Raw genomic sequence first — 20,787 nt, forward strand, 5'->3', positions numbered from 1 at the left:
GTGCAAGGCCAAGGCTGGTTCCGGCCCGCAAGGCCGCCTGTCATGCGAGCTCCGCTTAAAGCCGCCAGCCCCCGCTCACGACGAATGGAACGCGGGCGCCCTGGCAGAGCGCCTGCCTGCTATAGGCTTTGAGCTTCTGCCCGTCCGGGAGCGCGAGCGTAAGCAAAGAGCGCTCGCCCTCGAAGACCGAGGAGACGACCCGCATCGGAATGCCTTCGCTATTCTGATGGACCTGTTGCGGACGGATGAGCACATCGGAAAGCGCCCCCTCACCTGCATGGCCGCCCGGGCGCCCGCCACCAAGCGCGGCGCCGAGGAGCGGCCAATCGAGCTCACGCCCCGCTCCCTCCGGCAATCTCAACTGCACGATCGCACCGCGGCCGATCAAGCCCCCGACCACCCGCCCCTCCGGGCGTGCATAGATTTGCGCCGGCGGCGCCACCTGGAGAAGCTTGCCTTCCGACATCACCGCGACATCGGTGGCAAGCGCCATTGCCTCGGCCTGGTCGTGCGTCACATAGATCATCGTCGCGCCGGAGCGTTCGTGAAAGATGCGGAAGGTCTCCTCCATCGCCTTTCTCAAGTGCTGATCGAGATTGGCAAGCGGCTCGTCGAGCAGCACGATGTCCGGCTCCGTCACAAGGCAGCGCGCCAGTGCCACCCGCTGCCGCTGACCGCCGGAAAGCGCGGCCGGCCGCCGGTCGGCGAAATCCGTAAGCTCGACGAGCGAGAGTGCCTCTGCGACGCGTGAGCGCCATGCCCCGCCGGAGATGCCGCGTAGTTTCAGGGGATAACCGACATTCTCCGCCACAGTCATATGCGGCCAGAGCGCGTAGGATTGAAACACCATGGCCATGTTGCGTTTTTCCGGCGGCAGCACCCGGGTCGCATCCGAAAGCCTGCGCTCGCCGAATTCGATCGAGCCGTCCGTCGGCTGCTCGAAGCCGGCGATCATCCGAAGCACCGTTGTCTTGCCGCAGCCCGATGGCCCGAGCAGCGCGAGGAATCCCCGCTTGCGCAGCGCCAGAGACACGTCCGAAACCGCCGGCCTCCCGCCGCCGGGCGCCTTGGTACCGAAGTCCTTGGTCAGGTGGTTGAGGATCAGTTGCGCCATGGCAGCACGCCTTCCGGCAGATATTTCGCGAAGAATTCGAGCGCCGCCATTAACCCGATGACCATGAGGACGACCAGCACCGAAAGGGCCGAGGCAAGATCGGAGGAGCCGCTGTCGTCGAGATTGAAGATCGCAACGCCGAGCGTCTGCGTGCCGGCGGACCAGAGGAGCGCCGAGACGGTCAGCTCGTTCGCCGCGATCAGGAAAACGAGGATGATCGAGGCGCCGGCAGCCGGTGCCAGAAGCGGCAGTAGCACGTCGCGCATGCGGCGCAGCAACCCCGCCCCCGCCAGCCGCGCCGCCTCCTCGAGTGAGGGATCCATCTGCAGGAAGGCGCTCATCACCGGCTTGAGACTCACGGCGAGAAAGGAGGAGAAATAGGCAGCGAGAATGATCCAGATCGTGCCGTATATCGAAACGCCGATCAGCGGCAGCGGTGCCGCGAAGGCAAGGATGAAGGCGACTGCGAGCACGATGCCGGGCAGCGCATAGGGGATCTCGATCAGGATCGCCAGGAGACTGACAAGCCGCCCGCGTCGCGTTGCGAGCAGGTAGCCGGCCGGGACAGTGACGACAAGCAACCCGACCGCAGCTGCAGAGGAGAGGAAGACGGAGTTTTTGAGCGCCGTCAGCGTCACCGTCTGGCGGAAGAGTATCTCGCGATAGGCATTCAGGGACATGGTGTCGAAATCGAGCGGCACGCCGTAGGCCGGCACCAGCGAACTTGCGAAGAGCGCCAGCAGCGGTGCGATCAGCAGCAGTGCCAGGATCGCCCAAAGCAGCGCCTCCGCGGCGATCCGGATGCGCCCGAGCGTGAAGGCGGCCCCCGCGCCGGCAAGGCCGATCAGGCGATACTCCCTGCCCTTGAGCGCTCGCTGCTGCAGAAGCAGCCCTGCAGCGGAAATCAGCGCGATCAGCGTCGAAAGCACGGCGATCTCGCCGAAGGTGGACGAACCGAAACTCGCAAGCCGGCTGAAGATCAAGGTCGGCAGCGTCTCGATCGAGGCGGGAATGCCGAGTATCGCCGGAATACCGAAATTGCCGATACCGGAGACGAAGGCGATCGCCGCTCCGGCGATGATCCCTGGAGAGGAAAGCGGCACAACGATATCGCGAAAGACGCGCCAGGGCGAGGCGCCGGACAGCCGCGCCGCCTCGACCCCGTCGCGCGGCGTCGCCGCAAGCCCGGCCTTGATCGCCAGGAAGACCAGCGGCGCATGCTGGACGCCGAGAAGAAAGGCAATGCCCGCGAGCGAATAGAACGGCTGCGGGCTGCCGAGCGGCGGTGCGAGCCCCAGCGTCTTGAGCAGGGGGCTCGATGGCCCGGACATTTCGACCCAGGCGAGCGCCGTCACCTGCGGCGGGATCATCATCGGCAGAATGAAGGCGAAGCTCAAGGCAAGCTTGCCGCGGATATCCGTAAGCGCCACGACAAAGGCGAAGAGCGCACCGACCACAAGCGAGATCGCCATGCCGCCCGTGGCCGTAATCAGCGTGTTGCGGAGCGCCGCGAAGGTCGCCGCCTCGAACAGCACTCTCACCGCCCCGCCTCGTTCGAGCCCCTCGAAGCCCGCCCATCCGAGGCGGATCAGCGGTAGCGCAGAAAGCAGGAAGACAGCCCCGAGTACAAAAGCCAGGAGCCATGCGGGCTCCCTGCCCGCACACATGCGCTGGCCGCGAAGCCGGAAAAATGCCGATCGCCACCCCGGCCCGATTTTCGAGGAGCTCGACTTGCGTGAATCCTCCGTCACGTAAGGTGACGGCGGGACTTCGAAGCCGCGCAGGGTCCGCGTAAGCGCTTTCGGCAGCTGGACCCCGGTCGGTTCGTTGCTTCGGCCGGCCCCGTCCGCCATCGCCCCGCCAAATGCAAGTCGAAGCCACTGCCAAGCCCGCGCCGTCGACAGAACGCGCAGAGGGCGCTCCAGCATTTTCAAGCCGGAACGCCCCTCAGGATCCGGGCCCGCAGCAGGCGCATGGGGTATCCAGCGGCGGCTGCGGGCGATCTCGTCGGTGTCGGGCATCGGAAGCTCAGTCGGCACCGAAAATGCCGGAGAAGGTTTTCAGGTCCGCCGCGGAATTCTTCACGGCTGCGGCCGCATCGACCGGCAGCACCTTGACCGTCTCCCGGGCCGGGAAACCCGCCGGCAAGGCTACGCCGTTGCGGGCCGGGATATAGCCCATTTTCGCCGCCACTTGCTGGCCTTCTTCGGAAAGCAGGAAGTCGATGAATTTCTTTGCTGCCTCGGGGTTCTTCGCAGTTTTCAGAACCGCAACCGGCTCGGTAACGGCGGAAACGCCCTCCGCCGGGAAGACGAATTCCACCGGCGCGCCCTTGGCCTTTTCGCGGATGGCCATGAAATCGACCACCATGCCATAGGCCTTCTCGCCGGTCGCGACCGCTTTCAGCACGCCGCCATTGCCGCCGGCGGCGGTCGCGCCGTTTTCGGCGAGCGCCTTGTAATAGTCCCAGCCGAGTCCGCCGATGCCGGCAAGCGTCTGCGCGTGGACCAGCGCCGCACCGGAGGTGAGTGGGCTCGGCATGGTGACGAGACCCTTGGCCTCCGGTGTCGCAAGGTCCTGCCAGCTGGCCGGTTTCATCGCAGCGGAAGTGTTGTAGATGATGCCGGTCGTAATCATCTTCGTCGAATAATAGGCGCCGTCCGCATCGAACAGCGAGTCGTCGTAAGCCGCCGCTTCCGGAGATTTGTAGGCCATCAGATGCCCCGCTTCCTTCAGCCGCTGCATCGTCACCGTATCGGCGATCAGAAGCACATCCGCCACCGGGTTGCCCGCCTCGATCTCGGCCATCAGCTTGGCCATGATCTTCGTCGTCCCCTCCCGCACCCACTCGACCTCGATGCCCGGATTCGCCGCCTCGAAAGCATCCACCGTCGCCTGCGCATCCTCATTCGGCTGGCTGGTGTAAAGGACGAGGCTTTCAGCGAAAGCGGCAGTGGACATAAGGCCGGCGACGAGCGCCGCGGCGACGGCGGGGAGAAGCGTTTTCATGAATTTGCCCTTGGTCGGAGAAAGATCGCGCCGAGGGATAGAGCCGGTGTTTTACAAGGGTGTGACAGTGCAAAAGCGGAAGCACCTCACCTTTTCCGCACGTCCAGCACATTCCCCGAACGATTTCGGGCGATCTCCCGAAAATATATTTTCTGATTCAAATCAGCAGCTTGATCGTATTTTCCGCTGTCGGTTAGGCCTTCGCGCAATTAAATTCGGTTCGTCCATTGCATATCTCGAAGCAGCCTTTATATATAGCCCATCGAAACTTGCTTGTGACCTTTGTCTACGCGCCGACGCGCTTCGTCAGATTTCCTCTCAATATCGATCAAGCCGGGCTGATATTCGTCCGGAAACTCTAGCGATTGAAAGGAAATCGTTATGAACTCAGGCACCGTAAAGTGGTTCAACAGCACCAAAGGCTTCGGCTTCATTCAGCCTGACGATGGCGCGACGGACGTGTTCGTGCACGTCTCTGCCGTTGAACGCGCTGGAATGCGTTCGCTCGTAGAAGGCCAGAAGGTTACCTACGACATCGTGCGCGACACCAGGTCCGGCAAGAGCTCGGCAGACAATCTGCGGGCCGCATAAATTCGTCATTCGCCTCCGCTGACCACGGATGTACTGGCAGGGAGCGTTTGAATGACGGGGCGTCCTTGCGCGTCTGAAAAGACGCGCGGCGCTCAAGAGGAGGTCGGGGTAACGCCCGGCCTTTTTTTGCTTGTGCCGCCCTGGGCGGCATGGACGGAGGAGATGGGGGACGAAGGAGATGGGCATGAACCGGAACACTTGCAGCGTTGGCGACAGTGTCGTCCTGAGAGCCGATCTCACGCGCACGGCGGCTGCAGACCGGACCTGTCGCATCGTGTCGGTCCTGCCCGCGGCCGAACATGGGGAAGCGCAGTATCGGGTGCGGTTCGGAACGGAGAACTTCGATCGGCGTATCTTCGAACACGATATCGATCCCTCGGAAACCGTTTCGCCGGTCCCGGAGCACGGCCCGGCGGCAACGGCCGCCGGCAGGCCCTGCTTCAAACCCAAGCCCTGGCTCAAACCCTTGAGCACCAGGACGCCGAAATAAGAACCCAAATCAGCAAGCCCAAGAAAACGGAAAGGATACAGTTTGCAGGTACTCGTCAGAGACAACAACGTCGACCAGGCCCTTCGCGTTCTCAAGAAGAAGATGCAGCGTGAAGGCGTCTTCCGCGAGATGAAGATGCGCAGCGCCTACGAAAAACCGTCCGAAAAGCGCGTCCGCGAAAAGGCCGAAGCCGTCCGTCGCACCCGCAAACTGGCGCGCAAGAAGCTGCAGCGCGAAGGCCTGCTGCCGTCGCCGAAAAAGGTCGCCCGCGCGCGCTGAGGCGCGCCCTCCGGCTGCGCGGCAGCTGCGATCTTTGCAGGTCTGGTAAGCGCGCGGCGCTCTGGACTGATACCACTTTGCGACGCGCCCTGCGCGTCGTTTTCATGCGTGAATTCGCTCGGTCCCCACTGCGGCGTTACCTTCGACCCTGCGATCCCGATTCCTGCGCCTTTGCAGCCGCCAGACCCACAACGCGGCCGCGCAGATCGCAATTTCTGCCGCAAACGTCCAATGCAGTATGAAATTGAGGTACCACGGCTCAAAGCGGGCCGGCACCTCGACGAGGTTGAAGCGCGTCTCCGCAAAGGGATGGAACCAGCGTATGTCGGCGGCGATCGAATCGAGGAAGAGATGCATCATCACGTTGGCAAGCGCGACCCAGACGAAGAAAATATACCGCCGCCTGCCGGCAAGGATCAGCGTCGCCGCCGTGAGTGCCGCAACTCCCAGCCAGAAGATCGGCGAATGCGTCAAGTAGTCGTGATGGGGCGTACGCCGGCCGTCTGCGAAGTAAAAATACAGTAGATCGAGATCCGGGAGCACGGAAAAGATCAACCCGACGGTGAGCGCCCGCCGTCGGATCGTATCATGCTTTCGCGCGATGCCGTGGGTGAGAAGGTAACCGGCGGGAAGATGGGCAATGAACATCGAAAGGAATCCTGGCTGGCATCGTCGTCGGCTGCAGACCATCAGGTCATCCCGGCATTTTCATGGCAACCTTCGGTTAGGTCAGCCGACGAACTCCACCATCGAGGGCACTGCAGAGAAGCGTACTTTTCCCTTCCCGAATCAGCGCTATAGTAGCTGGGGGCCGGCCCAAGGACATGTCGCATGACGCTCACCCTCTATCTTCATCCGCTTGCATCCTTCTGTCACAAGGTGCTGATCGCGCTCTACGAAGCCGGTACACCGTTCCAGCCTCAGATGGTGGATCTCGGCGATCCCGCGGAGCATGCGCGCTATCTGGACCTCTGGCCTGTCGGCAAAATCCCGATGCTGCACGACAGCGAGGGCGACAGGACATTGCCGGAGACTTCGATCATCATCGAATATCTCGACCGGCATTACCCCGGAAGTCACCCGCTGATCCCGCGCGACGACGCCCTGGCGCTCGAGGCGCGGCTCTGGGACCGCTTCTTCGATCTCTACGTCCAGGTGCCGATGCAGAAGATCGTTACCGACGCGCTGCGTGCTTCCGGCGAAAACGACCGGCGCGGCGTCGCCGATGCGCAAGCCGCGCTGGCGAACGCGTATGAGCTTGCCGAGCGCCACTTCAAAGATCGGCTCTTCGCGGTTGGAGAAAACTTTTCGATTGCCGACTGCGCTGCCGCGCCCGCCCTTTTCTACGCAGGGATCGTGGCCCCGTTCGACGGCACGCATCCAAGCCTTGCCGCCTATTTCGAGCGCCTTCTGGAGCGCCCCTCCTTCCAGCGAACACTGGCCGAGGCGCGGCCATATTTCCCGCTATTTCCCTACAAGGACGCGATACCCGCGAGGTTCCTCTAACCTCCCATACTCGACCAACAACGCAAGGAGCGAGACAATGGAATATCGTCGGCTCGGCCGCTCCGGGCTCAAGATTTCGACCATCACCATGGGCACGATGACGATCGGCGGCGGCGGCAAGTTCGCGCAGGTCGGCGATGTCGGTGTCGCGGATGCCCGCCGCTATGTCGACCTCTGCCTGGATGCGGGCGTCAACCTGATCGACACGGCGGACATCTATTCGACCGGAGCCTGCGAGGAGATCATCGGCGAAGTTCTCGGTGGCAAGCGCAAGGACGGCGTACTCATCGCCACCAAGGCGCGCTTCTCGATGGGCCCGGGTCCGAATGACGGCGGCCTATCGCGCCAGCACCTGATCAGCGCCTGCGAGGCGAGTCTCAAGCGGCTGAAGACCGATGTGATCGACCTTTACCAGGTGCATGAATGGGACGGCCAGACGCCGCTCGAGGAAACGATGGAAGCGCTCGATACGCTCCTGCGCCAGGGCAAGGTGCGCTATATCGGCTGCTCCAACTATTCCGGCTGGCACATCATGAAGGCGCTCGGTATCAGCGCGCTCGAACACCGCCAGCGCTTCGTCAGCCAGCAGATTCACTACACGCTCGAAGCCCGCGAGGCCGAGTACGAGCTGATCCCGATCTCGATCGATCAGGGTCTTGGCATCCTCGTCTGGAGTCCGCTGGCCGGCGGCCTGCTGTCGGGAAAGCACAGACGCGGCCAGTCGCCCGAAGGCACCCGCCAGCTCGCCGGCTGGAACGAGCCGCCGATCCGCGACGAGGAGCGGCTGTGGAAAATCGTCGATATGCTGGTGGCGATTGCCGCCGAGCGCAACGTATCACCGGCACAGGTGGCGCTCGCCTGGCTGATCGGCCGCAAGGCCGTCACCTCCGTGATCATCGGCGGGCGTACCGAGGACCAGTTCCGCGACAATCTCGCCGCCGCCGACCTGAAGCTCACCGATGAGGAGCGCGAGCTCCTCGATGCCGTCAGCCTGCCACCGGTGCTCTACCCCTATTGGCATCAGCTCTGGACCGCCAAGGACCGCCTCGGCGAAGCCGATCTCTCGCTGCTTGGGCCGCATATCTGAGTACCGGCAACACTATCGCTGGTTCGCTACACACCAGGGGCGAAATCCAGAGCCTGCTTATGCCGCTTGCGCGGCCTCGCCGCGCATGAGGTCGCCGAGCCGGCGGATGCCCTCGTCGATCATCCTGTCGTTGGCGCAGGAGAAGCTGAGCCGCAGCGTGTTTTCCCCGGAACCGTCGGCGAAGAAGGCGCGGCCGGGCACGAAGGCGACCTTGGCGGTCTGGATCGACTTGGCGAGCAGTTCCGCGCCGTCGATCCCCTTGGGTAAGGTTACCCAGATGAACATGCCGCCTTCGGGCTTCGTCCAGGTGACGCCGGCAGGCATGTACGTCTCGAGCGCCGCAAGCATCGCGTCGCGCCGCTGCCTGTAGGCCGCGTGGATTTTGGCTACCTGCTCCTCGAAGCCGCGCTCGGCGACCGTGGCGATCGCCATCTGGTTGATCGTCGAGGAGTGAAGATCGGCGGCCTGCTTCATCAGCACCAGCTTGCGGATCACCGGCGCGGCGGCACAGATCCACCCGACGCGAAGACCCGGTGCCAGGGTCTTCGAAAAGCTGCCGCAATAGATCGTGCGGGTGTTGTTTATGTCGCCCTTGCGCGCGATTTCCAGCGCAAGAATCGGCGGGATCGCCTCGCCGCCATAGCGCAATGACTGGTAAGCCGCATCCTCGATGATGGCGATGTCGAGCTCCTCCGCAAGCTCCAGGACGCGTTCGCGCCCGGTGCGGTCCACCGTCTCGCCGGTGGGATTGGCAAAGTCGGCGGAGAGATAGGCAAACTTGACGCGCCCGCCTGCTTCGGCTGCGGCCTGGGCATAGGCCGCCGGTGTCCGGTTGCCGGCGGGGTTCAGTTGGTCATAGGTCGGCTCGTAGGCGTTGAAAGCCTGCAGCGCGCCGAGATAGGTCGGCCATGTGACGAGCGCCGTGTCTTTCGGCGACAGGAACAACTTGCCGAGGTAATCGAGCCCCTGTTGCGACCCGGAGGTGATGAAGATGTTGTCGACGCCGGCCGGAATGCCAAGTGCCGCCATCTGACCGGCGAGCCACTCGCGAAGCGGGCGATAGCCCTCGCTTACCGAATACTGCAGTGCTGCGCCTACAGTCGGCCCGGCGAATATCTCAGCGTAAGCCCGTCTGAACGCATCGTTCGGAAAAAGCTCCGGATCGGGAATGCCGCCGGCAAACGAGATGATGTCGGGACGATCGAGCAGCTTCAGCAATTCGCGGATCTCCGAAGCCTTCATCCGGCTCGAGCGCGTGGCAAAAATGCTTTCCCAATCCAGCATGGAGATCCTCCCGATTGCACCCGAGCGACATGAACACAGCGCGATATTTAAGTCAATATTCCTGACCTATCTTGCGCGGACTTCCGTTCCCGTCGCTCGCCGGTCACCCGCCCGGCCAGGGAAGTTGCATATGGGCGCCATTGCGGCAAAACTCGTGACCGGAACGAATACGCGAGAACCGAGAGAGCACACCTTTGCCGACATCCGACAGCGACGACACCGACCGCTTCTATCGCGAGAATGCCGTGTCCTATGCGCAACGGCCACGCAACGCCCCCGCTGCCCGCCTGGACGAATTCCTTTCTCGGCTGCCCCGCGGCGCCTGCGTGCTCGAACTTGGCTGCGGCAGCGGCCAGGATAGCGCCTATATGCTCGAGCGCGGCTTCGACGTAAGGCCGACCGACGGCTCTCCCGAACTCGCGGCGGAAGCCTCGCGTCTGCTCGGGAGACGCGTGGACGTGCTCCGATTTGAGGAATTGTGCTCGCTCGATGCGTTTGACGGTATCTGGGCCGAGGCCTGTCTGCTGCATGTACCGCGCGCACGCTTTGCCGACGTGCTCGGCCGCATATTCCGTGCGCTCAAATGCGGCGGCGTGCTTGCTGCCAGTTTAAAGTCGGGAGAGGCGGAAGGACGCGATCGATACGGTCGCTTCTTCAATTATCCCTCGCGCGGCTATCTGACGCCTCTCTTCGAAGATGCGGGGTGGCCGGAAGTAGAGATAACCGAAACGGACGGGGGCAGCTACGACGGCACGCCGACCCGATGGCTTCATGTCACGGCGGTCAAGCCGCGGTAGTCGCGTCGGCGTGAGACGCCGATAATGACTTCCGATGCATTCCGCTCATGGGACGCGTTAACGCCCTCGGAGTCTTAAGCCTCACCCTCACCGAAATAGCTGCAGATCAAAAGGAAAGAGATTGCAGCTAGAATGAGCAAATCGAAGAGAGCGAAGTGCTGCATGATCGTGGCCATAGTGCTCCTCCTACCCACCATGGTATCAGAACACAATCTCCACATTTTTGGAAGAAAAATCACAGAAAAACGCCAGAACTGGAAAAATAATTCTCCATTTCCTTTGGCGATGCAACATTAGTTACTGCGACGCACAAGAAAAGCCGGTAGCTCTAGGTCCTGTTGACAAAGTACGGCAACCATATCTTGGCTGCGGCCAGGGCGAGGAAAGCCGAGAAGGATTTTCTGGTCTTGTCGTATCGGGTTGCAACGCGCCGGAACTGTTTGAGGCGATTGAACATCCGTTCGATGCGGTTTCGATCCTTGTAGGCCCGAAAGTCGCATGCCGGCGGGTCGCCACTCCGTATCCGTCAGGTCGCCACGAGCCAAAACCGCCTCCTAAAAGGCAGTTTTGAATCACGCTTCCACTGATCTGGCAATCCACTTGGTCAACAGGACCTAGGCCAGATTAACTCCGTCTTCAAAACAATACGCTCACGCGTACGGCCTCCCTCGTGATCGCACCAGAGTGAGAACGCTCCGGCCTGGCCGGCAGTCGCCGCCAACGAGGCTATCACGCGCCGCTCCAAATCGACCCCAAACAGTCAGACGGAATGCCACTTGACAACGACACAATCACGCACGAGTGTACCGCTAGGTAAACTCTTTACCAATCGGTACAACTGCTCAGCTAGACAAGGAACTGAAGATGTCACGTCCCCCACTCCCCCCTTTCACCCGCGAAACCGCCATCGAAAAGATTCGGTTGGCCGAAGACGGCTGGAACACTCGAGACGCGGCCAAAGTCGCTCTGGCCTATACGCTCGACACCCGCTGGCGAAACCGCGTCGAGTTCGCGAGCAATCGCGAAGAAGCTCAGGCATTTCTGACACGTAAGTGGAACAAGGAGCACGAATACCGCCTCATAAAGGAGCTTTGGGCTTTCACCGGTAACCGCATCGCGGTACGCTACGCGTATGAATATCGCGACGATGGCGGCCGTTGGTACCGTGCTTATGGTAACGAGAACTGGGAATTCGCAGAGGACGGTCTGATGGCGCACAGACACGCGAGCATCAATGAAATGCCGATTGCTGAAAGCGATCGTTTGTTCCACTGGCCTCTTGGCCGTCGGCCGGATGATCACGCCAGCCTCAGCGATCTGGGCCTCTAATCATGGCCCGCATGGTCGCTGAAAGAGCCGACGCCATAGCCCCGTTGGCCGAAGTTTTCCGCGAACATGGCTATGAAGGCGCAAGCCTTGCCTTGATCGGCAAGGCTACCGGTCTCGGGAAGGGCAGCCTCTACCACTTCTTCCCGAACGGAAAGGAAGAGATGCTGCAGGCTGTTCTCGGCGAAATCGGCCAATGGTTCGAGGATGCCGTATATTCCCCGTTGCGTAACGAGAGCGATGCTAATGGCGCCATCGGTGCAATGCTCGCCTCGACGGACCAATATTTCAGGTCCGGCAGGCGCGTGTGCCTCGTCGGTGCCTTGGCAGTCGCCAATACGCGTGACCTCTTCGCGCAAGCCATCCGAGGTTATTTCGAAGCTTGGGTGGACGCATTGCAGTCAGCGCTTATTCGGCAGGGCCGTGAAGCCGGTCAATCGGGCATCCTCGCGGAAGAGGCCGTTCTTACTATTCAAGGAGCAATTGTTCTTTCTCGGGCAATGGACGATCCGGCCGTTTTTCAACGGGCTATCGACCAACTCCGGGGACGATTGGTGATCGAAAACGATACCTCTGACAACAAAGACACAGTCGACGATTGACCGCAAAATGAAGGTCGGCTTGTCTGAGATTGGCGGAGCTATCGACACAGCGCCGGAGCGGCGGGATTTCGGGCATTCTCGCCACTCCACGAGCGGTCAAATGCCAGCGGCAGGAGTCTCAGCACAGCGTCCGCAGGGAGACGGGACAAAACTTTGTCGACAGAGCCTAGGCCGGCTGAACTGACTTCACGCTGCCGCTGCTGTCCACGATGCAGGTGAACTTGCGGCCGCCGGCATCGAGCTCGACGCTGTAGCTGGTTGCGTCGAGTTGTCGGGAACTCGTCGGCAGGACCTTGGCGCCGCCGGCCTGGGCAACGACGGCATTGGCGCACAGGAGCTGCAGGTCTGCGGGCGCTGTCTGGAGGCTCGTGCGCGCCATTTCCTGAGGTTCCGGGTTCGACTGGCACCCGGCAAGAAGCAAGGCTGCAGCCAGCGCAGACGCTCGAATGGAACGGCTTCCCACTTTACTCGTCGACAAATCCACATCCTCCGGTCTTGCGATATCGCGCCTATCTTCCGCGCTCCAGTCCGCCGGCCGCGATCGGCCATTCACACGCCCTTATAGAGCGCGGCCCCCTGCATCAGCACGATGACCTTCGCGCCCACGGCGACGCGCGAATGCAGGTCGATGACGTCTTCATTGTTCATTCTTATGCACCCGGAGGAGACGTCCAGCCCAATAGTCCAGGGCTCCACCGTACCATGGATGCGGTAGATCGTATCGTTATCGCCTTCGTAAAGGTAGAGCGCGCGAGCGCCCAGCGGATTGTCCGGTCCGCCGGGCATGCCGCCTGCCCATTTTGCCGCATTCGGATCGCGCGCGACCATCTCTGCCGGCGGCGTCCAGGTCGGCCACTCGGCCGTGCGCCCCACCCGAACGATGCCCGCCCAGCCGAAACCTTCGCGGCCAACGCCGATGCCGTAGCGGATCGCCTGACCGCCAGGCTGCACGAGATAGAGGAAATGCTGGTTGCCGTCGATGATGATCGTGCCCGGGGCTTCTGCCGTGCGGAACGGCACCATTTGCCGGCGAAAGGCCTCGGGAACCTGATTGTTTCGCGCAAAATATTGCCGCGCTTTCCTCTTGTCGTAATTCACCCATTTCTTCGTCTTGGAATCGTAGATCTGCGTCTGGGCAAGCGCTGCAAGCGGAACGAGGCAAAGACCGAGGAGAAGCAGCGCCCTGCCCAATTTGCGCCGGCCGACCGGTATTTTCGGGAACTCCTGGCTCATCGTCATTTCGCCCATCCGTCGATCCGTTCCGCGTGGCTTTCAACCCACTTCCTGGCGTAGTCCTCCGGCGTCTGCCGCTCGACTTCGAGCGCGTAGCTCATCGCCGTCACTTCATCCGGAGAGAAGTCCACCTTCTGCAGGAACTGCGCGACGTCGGGATGCTTCTTTGCGAAAGCGGTCGCATAGCCGATCTGAAACTGCCCGGCGTCCCAGGCCGTGGAGGCGCTCGACTTGCTGACCCACAGCGGATCGTCTGGCGGCGCGATCTTCCATTTCGAAGGGTCGTGCGGCGGCTCATCGAGCCGGGAGATCTGGTGCAGCTTGAAAACGTGGTGCGGAGCGTAGCAGTAGAAGACCATCGGGCGCGCGGTCGCGATTGCCGCGTCGACCGCCGCCATCGCCACGTCCTCCTTGGCCTCGACGAGCGTCAGATTCTCCGCATAGCCATAGCCCGCCGCCCGCGCCCGTTCGATCCCGGTCGAAAGCCACTCGGCGGCGCCGATCCACATTTCGCCGCGCCCGTCGCCGTCGGTATCCAGGATCTTGGTCTTGCCCGGATCGCCGAGATCCGCGACCGACTTGATCGTCGTCGCCGCTTCCGGCGTGGCGCAAATCCCCTGCCATGCCGGCACCGCACGCTCGCTGAGCGTCACGACGGCCCTTTCGGTCACGAACTTCCTGACGAGCTCGTCGAAATTCGGCCGCCAAACCTCCGGCTGGATATCGACCTCGCCCTTTTCGAGACCGATGAAGGCAGTCAATGTTCCGAGTTCGCGCACCTCCGCATCGAGGCTGAATTTCTTGGCGATGCCGAGCTTGAGAATGTTTGCGGCTGCCTGTCCGGATGGCCAGGGAGGCATCGCGATCACCAGATCCGCCGCCGCTGCCGGTGCGGCCACGACGACCGTTAGCGCCGCCGCGCAAAGGAAATCCAGGCCTCTCCTCACAGTGCCCCCCGAAAATCGTTAACTGAACGTCGTCCCTATGCGAATGCCTGCTGAGCCGTATCTTCCTTGGAGGGCACAATGCACGGCTTGCCGAGTCCCGTCAACTTCCGGTTACACCGCATGCACTTCGTCGCTTAACCTATGCGAGCCGGTGCTCACCGCCGGGGACGGCGCGTGAGCCACCGAATACCCGCCGCAACCGCAATTCCGAGCAGAGGCCATACCGCCCAGAATCTCCCCTCCCAGGAAAGGAGATTGATCGCGAGGACCGCAAATCCGGCTGCCCCGAGCAGGGCGAGCCCGCGGTCGAGCCTCGTGGACGTCCATAGGCAACGGAGCACCGCGATCAAGGCAAGCGCAAACAGGGGCCATCTGGCCCAGAACGTTCCCTCCCAGGAAAGGAGATTGATCGCAACGACCGCCACTGCGGCTATCGCGAGGACGCCGGAAATGCGATGGCCCCGCGCCACGCGTTCTACGATCCTCGCCTGGCCTGCCCCGGTGTCGGCGGCAGGGCTTCCGCGATCCGAAAGACCCTTTCTCCCCCAGCCGCTGCCGCGCGTTTGCGATGCCGTGCCTTCAGCCGTTCCGATCTGGACCGCGTAACTCGGAACGCCGCCCTCGATATTCTTGACCGTCAGCGCCCCAAGGAATTCGAAGCCGACGGCCAGCTTGTTGCGGACCTGATCATAGACGGTGCTCGAAATCACGATGCCGCCGGCCGGCGCCGAGGCTTGCAGGCGCGCCGCGATGTTGACGCCGTCGCCGTAAATGTCGTCGCCGTCAGCGATCACATCGCCGAGATTAAGGCCGATGCGATAGTCCATCCGCGCGTCGCCGCGCCGTCCGGCATTCAGTCCAGCCAACTCGTTCTGGACGTCTATTGCCGCCCTCACCGCTTCGACCACGCTTGGAAACTCCGCGATCAGCCCGTCGCCCCAGGTGTTGACCACCCGCCCCTCATGCGCCTCGATCAGGCGCGCCATGGCGTCCCGGCTGCTCTTGAGAGCCGCAAGAGTCCCCTCCTCGTCACTCCCCATCAGGCGCGAATAATCCTGCACGTCGGCGCAGAAGATGGTCGTCAGCTTACGGCGTGTTCGTGACATCGGATTTCGCCCTCCTTGGGGACTGGCCGAAGGGCCGCGCCCCGCAGGATAGCGACGCCGTCGCGTTTCTCAATGCCGTATGCATCTGCCGCCGCCTCTCTCCGCGCTTGCCGCCGCAGCTTCTTGCAAGGAACTGATCGGCCCTTCGGCGGTTTGGAGCCGTGTATCGCATGAAGCGACGATACTGGAGGTTACAGATGTTGACAAAAATGTTGGTTGCAGCCGCGATATCCGCCGCTTGCGTGTCCCCAGCCTTTGCCCAGGCCGATATGGTTTGCGACCAGGCAGGTATGACGAAGCTCGAGACCGACGTGGGCCAGATCACCGACACGGGCCGGAAGGAGATGGCGCAGAAGGAGCTCGCCATGGCCAAGGAAGCACTGGCGGCGAACGACCAGGAAAAGTGCAAGTCCCATATGGCGAATGCCATGAAGGGTAAGGATCCAATGTAAGACACTGCAAACAAGAAAGCCGGAGCGTCGGCTCCGGCTTTCTTTCTGTTCGTTGCAGACAGATCTTAGTTTTTCGCCTTGTCGACCAGCTTGTTCTTGCCGATCCAGGGCATCATTGCGCGCAGCTTCGCGCCGACTTCCTCGATCTGGTGGGCGTCGTTGACGCGACGGATGCCCTTGAAGCGAGCGGCACCGGAACGATATTCCTGCATCCAATCCGAAGTGAACTTGCCGGTCTGGATGTCCTTAAGGACGCGTTTCATCTCGGCCTTGGTTTCTTCGGTGATGATGCGCGGGCCTGTGACGTATTCACCCCACTCGGCCGTGTTCGAGATCGAGTAGTTCATGTTGGCAATGCCGCCTTCATAGATCAGGTCTACGATCAGCTTCACTTCGTGCAGGCATTCGAAATAGGCCATTTCCGGCGCATAGCCGGCCTCGACCAGCGTCTCGAAACCCGCGCGGATGAGTTCGACCAGACCGCCGCAGAGGACGACCTGCTCGCCGAAGAGATCGGTTTCGCACTCTTCCTTGAAGTTGGTCTCGATGATGCCCGAGCGGCCGCCGCCGACGCCGCAGGCGTAGGAGAGCGCCAGATCGAGCGCATTGCCGGAAGCGTCCTGATGAACGGCGACCAGGCAGGGAACGCCGCCGCCCTTCTGGTATTCGCCGCGGACCGTATGGCCCGGGCCCTTCGGCGCGATCATCACGACGTCGACCGAGGCCTTCGGCTCGATCAGGCCGAAGTGGACGTTGAGGCCGTGCGCAAAGGCGATTGCCGCGCCGTCGCGGATGTTTCCGGCGATTTCAGCCTTGTAGATGTCGGCCTGCAGTTCGTCCGGCGTTGCCATCATCATCAGGTCGGCCCAGGCTGCAGCTTCGGCAACCGTCATGACCTTGAAGCCGTCCGCTTCGGCCTTCTTCGCCGTTGCGGAACCCGACTTCAGCGCAATGGCGACGTTTTGCGCGCCGGAATCCTTCAGGTTCAGCGCATGAGCGCGGCCCTGGCTGCCGTAGCCGATAATGGCGACCTTCTTCGACTTGATGAGGTTGAGATCGGCATCACGATCGTAATAGACGCGCATCGAATTTTCCTTCCCTTTGCTTGTCCGTTTCGCTTTGGCGGCCGTAGAGACGGCCGGCCTACCCTTTCGCGCCGTAGAGCGCGAGAAAGGCGTCGACCGCCCGCTCCGCCCTGCGGCTGAAATCCTTCTTCAGGCTCCCCGGCTCCTCGCCGAGAAGCATGCGCAAATGCCAGTCGGAGACGACGAGCCCGTAAAGTGCGCCATAGGCTTCGTCGGCCTCGTCGAAGGCGAGGAGACCGGCCTTGCGGCCCGCCTCGAGCAGCGCCCCCGCCCTGCGTCCGATCTGCCGGCGGCCGCGCTCCTGCAGCATGTGGCCGAGTTTCGAGCCTTCCCGGCTCGCCTGTCCGATCGCCAGCCGGTTGAGCGCCAGCGAGACATCGCCTGCCAGCACGTCGAGAAGGTCCTTGGCGAAGGTGATGAGATGCGCCCTCAAGCTGCCCCGGTCCAGCTTTGCGGCGGAGACGTCGAGCGTGCGGACCTTGCTCGCCTGAAAGGCGATCATTGCCGAAAGGAGCCCTTCACGGTCGCCGAACCACTTGTAGAGGCTCTCCTTGGAGCAGTTCGCCGCGCGCGCCACACCTGCCGTGGTCAGCGCCTTTTCGCCGCCGTCGACGAGCAGGCGCAACGCCTGTTCGAGCACCGCTCCCTGGCGCTCCGTCAGGACACTTGCGGCGCTTGCCTCCTTCATCGCTCCTACGCTTTGCACTTGCTGCCTTCCCATGAGTACCGTACGGTACGGTTCTCACTGTTTCTAATCGTCTGAGTGTGGGACGTCAAGCGCATTCGGGTAGACCGGCCCGCTTCCGAAACGCCCGCATCTAACGCCGCCCAAGCGCAGGAATGCGTTTATCGTGCCGGCATCTTTCCTCATCTCCGTGTTCGTCACAGAGATGAGAGCAGCGCCGCGTCCGCGGCACAGGGGAATGTTTGTTCAGAACCAAGGGCTTGGTCTGGGCCGGATCCCGTGACGGCCACAGCGATGAGGAGATCAGACGAGCCGCGGCGGGCATGCCCAATCTCAACGGGCCCTTGGAGCACTTCCAGGAAAAGTGTGTAACGGCTTTACGTCCGGAAGGCGTCGTTCGAAGCGCTCGACCAGAGCGCATCCGGCAGAAAAAAATGTTTCGCGGCCGCGATCAGATATTTTGCGCGCCTGCAATCAGCTCCCAGCGCTTGCCGTTCGACTGAGACTGCCGGGCGAAGTAGTCATAAGGGGTGCGTGACCAATCCCTGACCGAGTTGGTGCGATTGTCGAGCACAAGGTCACCTTCACTCGTACGGACGGTGAGGACCGTGTGCCCCTCCCCACGGTAGCGCACAACCGTAAGTAGCATTGCCGACGCCGGCCAACCCCGTTTCAGGAGCTCCCGCTTTTTCAGAATTGCGAAGTCCTCGCAGTCTCCGTAAGCGGTCGGCACGCGCCAGTCATCCTCCTTACCGACATTCGCGCGGTCGCTTCGCTCCCGTATGCTTGCATTGACTCTGCTGTTGATCTGCTTGAGCTCGCTGATCTTGTCCGCAGCGAGAACGACAGTTTTCTCGCCGCCGCCTGTGCTGCAGAGGCGCGGCTCGCGGACGCAGAAGGATGCGAAAGCCGGCGGTGCAAAGGCCTTGCCGGCCGTCTTCATGGTTGTACCCGCATTGGCAGCCCCCGGGGCTGCGACCAGCAACAAAAAGACTGTCTGCGCAATGAAGCGTTTCACGAGGCGTTCTCCAACGGCGGGCACAAGTCCCCCGGTCCGACGTAGAGACTAGCTAAGATAGATTAAGCCTTGGTTGATAATCCGAAATGAGGCAGTGATGTGGCCTTCTACTAACAATTTGTAAATTGACCACAGTTAATTTTAACCCAATTCTTAAAAGTATTTTCAAAGTTGATATTTTTAGGAGTATAGAAATGGAAAGAATTACTAGATCGATATTTCGGACATTCTTCATACTCTCCACGGCCACGATTGGCGCCGTAATCGTTACGAGCGACGCAGATGCAGTACAGCGCCAGCGCATGACTGCGCGCCAATGCAGTCCGCTTTCGGAAGACAACTTCGCGGCATGTTGCGTTGCACTAAACCGCTCGAAGATTCTTACCCCTGCGCAGATTAAAATGTGCCCGCCCCTGACGACTGCGACAATCGGCGCCGGCACCGGACGGCACGATCGAAGCGACTCCACAGCAAGCGGCCCGACGAGAGGCGGCGGTAAGAAGGGCGGTGGCAGCGGCGGTGCCGGGGGCGGCGGCGGTGCCGGCGGCGGCGGCGGTGGCGGCGACAACGGCGGTGGCGGCGGCGGCGACAACGGCGGCGGCGGCGGTGGCGGCGACAACGGCGGTGGCGGCGGTGGCGGCGACAACGGCGGTGGCGGCGGTGGCCAAGATCCCGGCAAAGGTAACCAGGATAACGGCAAAGGCGGCCAGGACGGCGGCAAGGGCCACCAGGACAACGGCAAGGGCGGCCAGGACGGTGGCAAGGGCCACCAGGACAACGACAAGGGCGGCCAGGACGGTGGCAAGGGCCACCAGGACAACGACAAGGGCGGCCAGGACAGCGGCAAGGGCCACCAGGACAACGACAAGGGCGGCCAGGACAGCGGCAAGGGCGACCAGGACGGCCGAAGCAAAGGCGGGAAGGACAAGGGCGGGAAGGACAAGGGCGACAAATAAGCAGCCGCGGCCACGGCGGCGATGAAAGTCCCTGGCATCAGCGAAAAAAGCGACCGTGGCCGTTGACGGCTTGCGTGCCGCCGCGATCGGCACGCTTTGGAGGAGCAGGCGGCACCGTCTCCGCCTGGTTCGCTTCCAAGACACGGCCCAAACAGGCGATCTCGGCGTCAGTCGAAATCGCCGGGCCGCAGCCAGACTGGGAAAGTGACAAGCCGGGGGCGCTTGTCCAGCAACGTCAACGGAGACCTCTTGAAGGGCGGCTCCCGCAGGTGCTGCCCTTCCCTTTTGCGGCGCGGTCGCGGATCTGTGCACCTGCGACAACCTTTCACTAACCCCTGGTTCCGATAATGCCGCCGCAATCGAGGACCGAATCGCATGACCAAGGCAAGTTCCAAAAGACGAAAGCGCAGCACGGGCCGGAAGAGCAGCCGGAGCGGTATGGGCCGCTGGTATCTCGCGGCCGCAGTCATCGTCGGCGGGATTATCGCCTACGAGCATCGGGGGGAGCTCGGCCATCTGGCCGGCACCACCAGGCTGACGGCGCTGTTTTCGCCGGCCGAGAAACCGGCCGAGAGAAAGATGCACGCAAAAAAGACGACCGAGAAGAAACCGCCGAAGAACGTGGAACTGGCCACCATTCCAATCCCTGTCCGTCCGAGCGAACAAACCGGGTCCATAGCGCCGGCGACCGCATTGGTGCCGCCGGCACCCGTCAAGGCACCGGTGGCGGAGCAGTCGCTTGAACAGGCGAGCCTGCGCCCGACGGAGAGCGGCACTTTCTATTTCTGCGGCATCCGTCACGATAACTGCGTCCTGGACGGCGATACCTTCCTGTTCAACGGGCAAAGAATTCTCATCGCCGATATCGACGCACCGGAAACCAGGCGCGCGAAATGCGACGAGGAACGTTCGCGCGGTTCCTATGCCAAGGCACGACTGCGCGAGTTGCTGAATGCCGGAGACTTCACCCTCGTCGCGTCCGACTCTGCTGCAGGCGACGAGCCCGGCAAGCGGCGGCTCGTGGTCAGGAACGGCAGGTCGCTCGGGGATATTCTCATTTCGGAAGGCCTCGCCAGAAAGAGAAACGGGCGGCCACAGTCATGGTGCGGTCAGTCCAGCGCCCGCGTTTCCGGTTGAACTGCATCGGCCGGATGACGATGGTTTTAGGTGGGCTGCCTAAAATCATGAACGTGATCGATGGACGGACCAGTGCCACGGAT

General features: G+C 62.3%; 23 protein-coding genes and 1 pseudogene. 11 read left to right on the forward strand and 13 right to left on the reverse strand.

The annotated features are described in order from the left end of the window. Positions 1-55 precede the first annotated feature (55 nt). The 3 genes from SINAR_RS0120725 to SINAR_RS0120735 are packed head-to-tail and all read right to left on the reverse strand — an operon-like array spanning position 56 to position 4,123. A complete protein-coding gene (locus SINAR_RS0120725; protein ID WP_028000841.1) occupies positions 56-1,114 on the reverse strand; it encodes an ABC transporter ATP-binding protein in 1,059 nt (352 codons plus the stop codon). Next, positions 1,102-3,135 (reverse strand): ABC transporter permease, encoded by a 2,034-nt coding sequence (locus SINAR_RS0120730; protein ID WP_028000842.1) that lies wholly within the window; start codon positions 3,133-3,135, stop codon positions 1,102-1,104. The genes SINAR_RS0120725 and SINAR_RS0120730 overlap by 13 nt, the downstream gene beginning before the upstream one ends. Before the next feature lie 7 nt (positions 3,136-3,142). Next, positions 3,143-4,123 (reverse strand): ABC transporter substrate-binding protein, encoded by a 981-nt coding sequence (locus tag SINAR_RS0120735; RefSeq protein ID WP_028000843.1) that lies wholly within the window; start codon positions 4,121-4,123, stop codon positions 3,143-3,145. A gap of 381 nt (positions 4,124-4,504) precedes the next feature. Here SINAR_RS0120735 and SINAR_RS0120745 point away from each other — a divergent pair, with 381 nt between their 5' ends. The 3 genes from SINAR_RS0120745 (at position 4,505) to rpsU (ending at position 5,483) form a co-directional block, all read left to right on the forward strand. After that, the gene (locus tag SINAR_RS0120745; protein WP_028000844.1) at positions 4,505-4,714 is read left to right on the forward strand and encodes a cold-shock protein; all 210 of its coding nucleotides are present in this window, start codon (positions 4,505-4,507) and stop codon (positions 4,712-4,714) included. Between the two features lie 184 nt (positions 4,715-4,898). Further along, positions 4,899-5,204: a hypothetical protein gene (locus tag SINAR_RS0120750; protein WP_028000845.1), complete on the forward strand. Its 306-nt coding sequence runs from the start codon at positions 4,899-4,901 to the stop codon at positions 5,202-5,204. Positions 5,205-5,246: 42 nt separating this feature from the next. Further along, complete coding sequence (gene rpsU, locus SINAR_RS0120755; protein WP_026617658.1) at positions 5,247-5,483, forward strand: 30S ribosomal protein S21; 237 nt, start codon at positions 5,247-5,249, stop codon at positions 5,481-5,483. Between the two features lie 102 nt (positions 5,484-5,585). Here the strand turns inward: rpsU and SINAR_RS0120760 are convergent, their stop codons facing one another. Then, positions 5,586-6,131: a metal-dependent hydrolase gene (locus SINAR_RS0120760; RefSeq protein ID WP_028000846.1), complete on the reverse strand. Its 546-nt coding sequence runs from the start codon at positions 6,129-6,131 to the stop codon at positions 5,586-5,588. 183 nt (positions 6,132-6,314) lie between these two features. Between SINAR_RS0120760 and SINAR_RS0120765 the strand changes: the two genes are divergently transcribed. Both SINAR_RS0120765 and SINAR_RS0120770 read left to right on the forward strand, forming a co-directional pair. Next, positions 6,315-6,989 (forward strand): glutathione S-transferase family protein, encoded by a 675-nt coding sequence (locus SINAR_RS0120765; protein ID WP_028000847.1) that lies wholly within the window; start codon positions 6,315-6,317, stop codon positions 6,987-6,989. A 37-nt stretch (positions 6,990-7,026) separates the two neighbouring features. After that, complete coding sequence (locus SINAR_RS0120770) at positions 7,027-8,076, forward strand: aldo/keto reductase (protein WP_028000848.1); 1,050 nt, start codon at positions 7,027-7,029, stop codon at positions 8,074-8,076. A 57-nt stretch (positions 8,077-8,133) separates the two neighbouring features. On the opposite strand, the gene SINAR_RS0120775 is transcribed toward SINAR_RS0120770, so the two are convergent. Further along, positions 8,134-9,360: an aminotransferase-like domain-containing protein gene (locus SINAR_RS0120775; RefSeq protein ID WP_028000849.1), complete on the reverse strand. Its 1,227-nt coding sequence runs from the start codon at positions 9,358-9,360 to the stop codon at positions 8,134-8,136. Between the two features lie 194 nt (positions 9,361-9,554). Between SINAR_RS0120775 and SINAR_RS0120780 the strand changes: the two genes are divergently transcribed. Then, positions 9,555-10,157, forward strand: a complete 603-nt coding sequence (locus SINAR_RS0120780) for a class I SAM-dependent methyltransferase (protein ID WP_028000850.1) — start codon at positions 9,555-9,557, stop codon at positions 10,155-10,157. 328 nt (positions 10,158-10,485) lie between these two features. Here the strand turns inward: SINAR_RS0120780 and SINAR_RS0120790 are convergent. Beyond that, positions 10,486-10,659: pseudogene (locus SINAR_RS0120790) on the reverse strand (transposase); the annotation flags it as partial. A gap of 362 nt (positions 10,660-11,021) precedes the next feature. On the opposite strand from SINAR_RS0120790, the gene SINAR_RS0120795 reads away from it, so the two are divergent. Further along, positions 11,022-11,486 carry a nuclear transport factor 2 family protein gene (locus SINAR_RS0120795; RefSeq protein WP_028000852.1) on the forward strand — a complete coding sequence of 155 codons (465 nt, stop codon included), beginning with the start codon at positions 11,022-11,024 and terminating at the stop codon, positions 11,484-11,486. Positions 11,487-11,488: 2 nt separating this feature from the next. After that, on the forward strand, positions 11,489-12,085 hold the full coding sequence (locus SINAR_RS0120800) for a TetR/AcrR family transcriptional regulator (RefSeq protein ID WP_028000853.1): 597 nt from the start codon (positions 11,489-11,491) through the stop codon (positions 12,083-12,085). Positions 12,086-12,251: 166 nt separating this feature from the next. Here the strand turns inward: SINAR_RS0120800 and SINAR_RS1000000135640 are convergent, their stop codons facing one another. From SINAR_RS1000000135640 to SINAR_RS0120820, 4 genes are all read right to left on the reverse strand, one after another. After that, entirely contained in the window at positions 12,252-12,587 is a 336-nt protein-coding gene (locus SINAR_RS1000000135640; protein WP_150824043.1) for a hypothetical protein, read from the reverse strand. A 47-nt stretch (positions 12,588-12,634) separates the two neighbouring features. Continuing rightward, a complete protein-coding gene (locus tag SINAR_RS0120810) occupies positions 12,635-13,333 on the reverse strand; it encodes a L,D-transpeptidase (RefSeq protein WP_028000855.1) in 699 nt (232 codons plus the stop codon). After that, positions 13,321-14,265 (reverse strand): ABC transporter substrate-binding protein, encoded by a 945-nt coding sequence (locus SINAR_RS0120815; protein WP_028000856.1) that lies wholly within the window; start codon positions 14,263-14,265, stop codon positions 13,321-13,323. The genes SINAR_RS0120810 and SINAR_RS0120815 overlap by 13 nt, the downstream gene beginning before the upstream one ends. A gap of 155 nt (positions 14,266-14,420) precedes the next feature. Further along, positions 14,421-15,371: an adenylate/guanylate cyclase domain-containing protein gene (locus tag SINAR_RS0120820; protein ID WP_028000857.1), complete on the reverse strand. Its 951-nt coding sequence runs from the start codon at positions 15,369-15,371 to the stop codon at positions 14,421-14,423. 197 nt (positions 15,372-15,568) lie between these two features. On the opposite strand from SINAR_RS0120820, the gene SINAR_RS0120825 reads away from it, so the two are divergent. Next, positions 15,569-15,823 carry a hypothetical protein gene (locus tag SINAR_RS0120825; protein WP_028000858.1) on the forward strand — a complete coding sequence of 85 codons (255 nt, stop codon included), beginning with the start codon at positions 15,569-15,571 and terminating at the stop codon, positions 15,821-15,823. A 65-nt stretch (positions 15,824-15,888) separates the two neighbouring features. Here the strand turns inward: SINAR_RS0120825 and ilvC are convergent, their stop codons facing one another. The 3 genes from ilvC to SINAR_RS0120840 form a co-directional block, all read right to left on the reverse strand. Then, entirely contained in the window at positions 15,889-16,908 is a 1,020-nt protein-coding gene (gene ilvC, locus SINAR_RS0120830; RefSeq protein ID WP_028000859.1) for a ketol-acid reductoisomerase, read from the reverse strand. 58 nt (positions 16,909-16,966) lie between these two features. Continuing rightward, complete coding sequence (locus SINAR_RS0120835; protein WP_028000860.1) at positions 16,967-17,614, reverse strand: TetR/AcrR family transcriptional regulator C-terminal domain-containing protein; 648 nt, start codon at positions 17,612-17,614, stop codon at positions 16,967-16,969. A gap of 430 nt (positions 17,615-18,044) precedes the next feature. After that, the gene (locus SINAR_RS0120840) at positions 18,045-18,635 is read right to left on the reverse strand and encodes a transglutaminase-like cysteine peptidase (RefSeq protein WP_028000861.1); all 591 of its coding nucleotides are present in this window, start codon (positions 18,633-18,635) and stop codon (positions 18,045-18,047) included. A 170-nt stretch (positions 18,636-18,805) separates the two neighbouring features. On the opposite strand from SINAR_RS0120840, the gene SINAR_RS0120845 reads away from it, so the two are divergent. Both SINAR_RS0120845 and SINAR_RS0120850 read left to right on the forward strand, forming a co-directional pair. Beyond that, entirely contained in the window at positions 18,806-19,567 is a 762-nt protein-coding gene (locus SINAR_RS0120845) for a hypothetical protein (protein ID WP_028000862.1), read from the forward strand. A 375-nt stretch (positions 19,568-19,942) separates the two neighbouring features. Continuing rightward, a complete protein-coding gene (locus tag SINAR_RS0120850) occupies positions 19,943-20,704 on the forward strand; it encodes a thermonuclease family protein (RefSeq protein ID WP_028000863.1) in 762 nt (253 codons plus the stop codon). The last annotated feature ends 83 nt before the right edge of the window (positions 20,705-20,787 follow it).

The sequence above is a fragment of the Sinorhizobium arboris LMG 14919 genome (genome assembly GCF_000427465.1).
GTDB lineage: Bacteria > Pseudomonadota > Alphaproteobacteria > Rhizobiales > Rhizobiaceae > Sinorhizobium > Sinorhizobium arboris.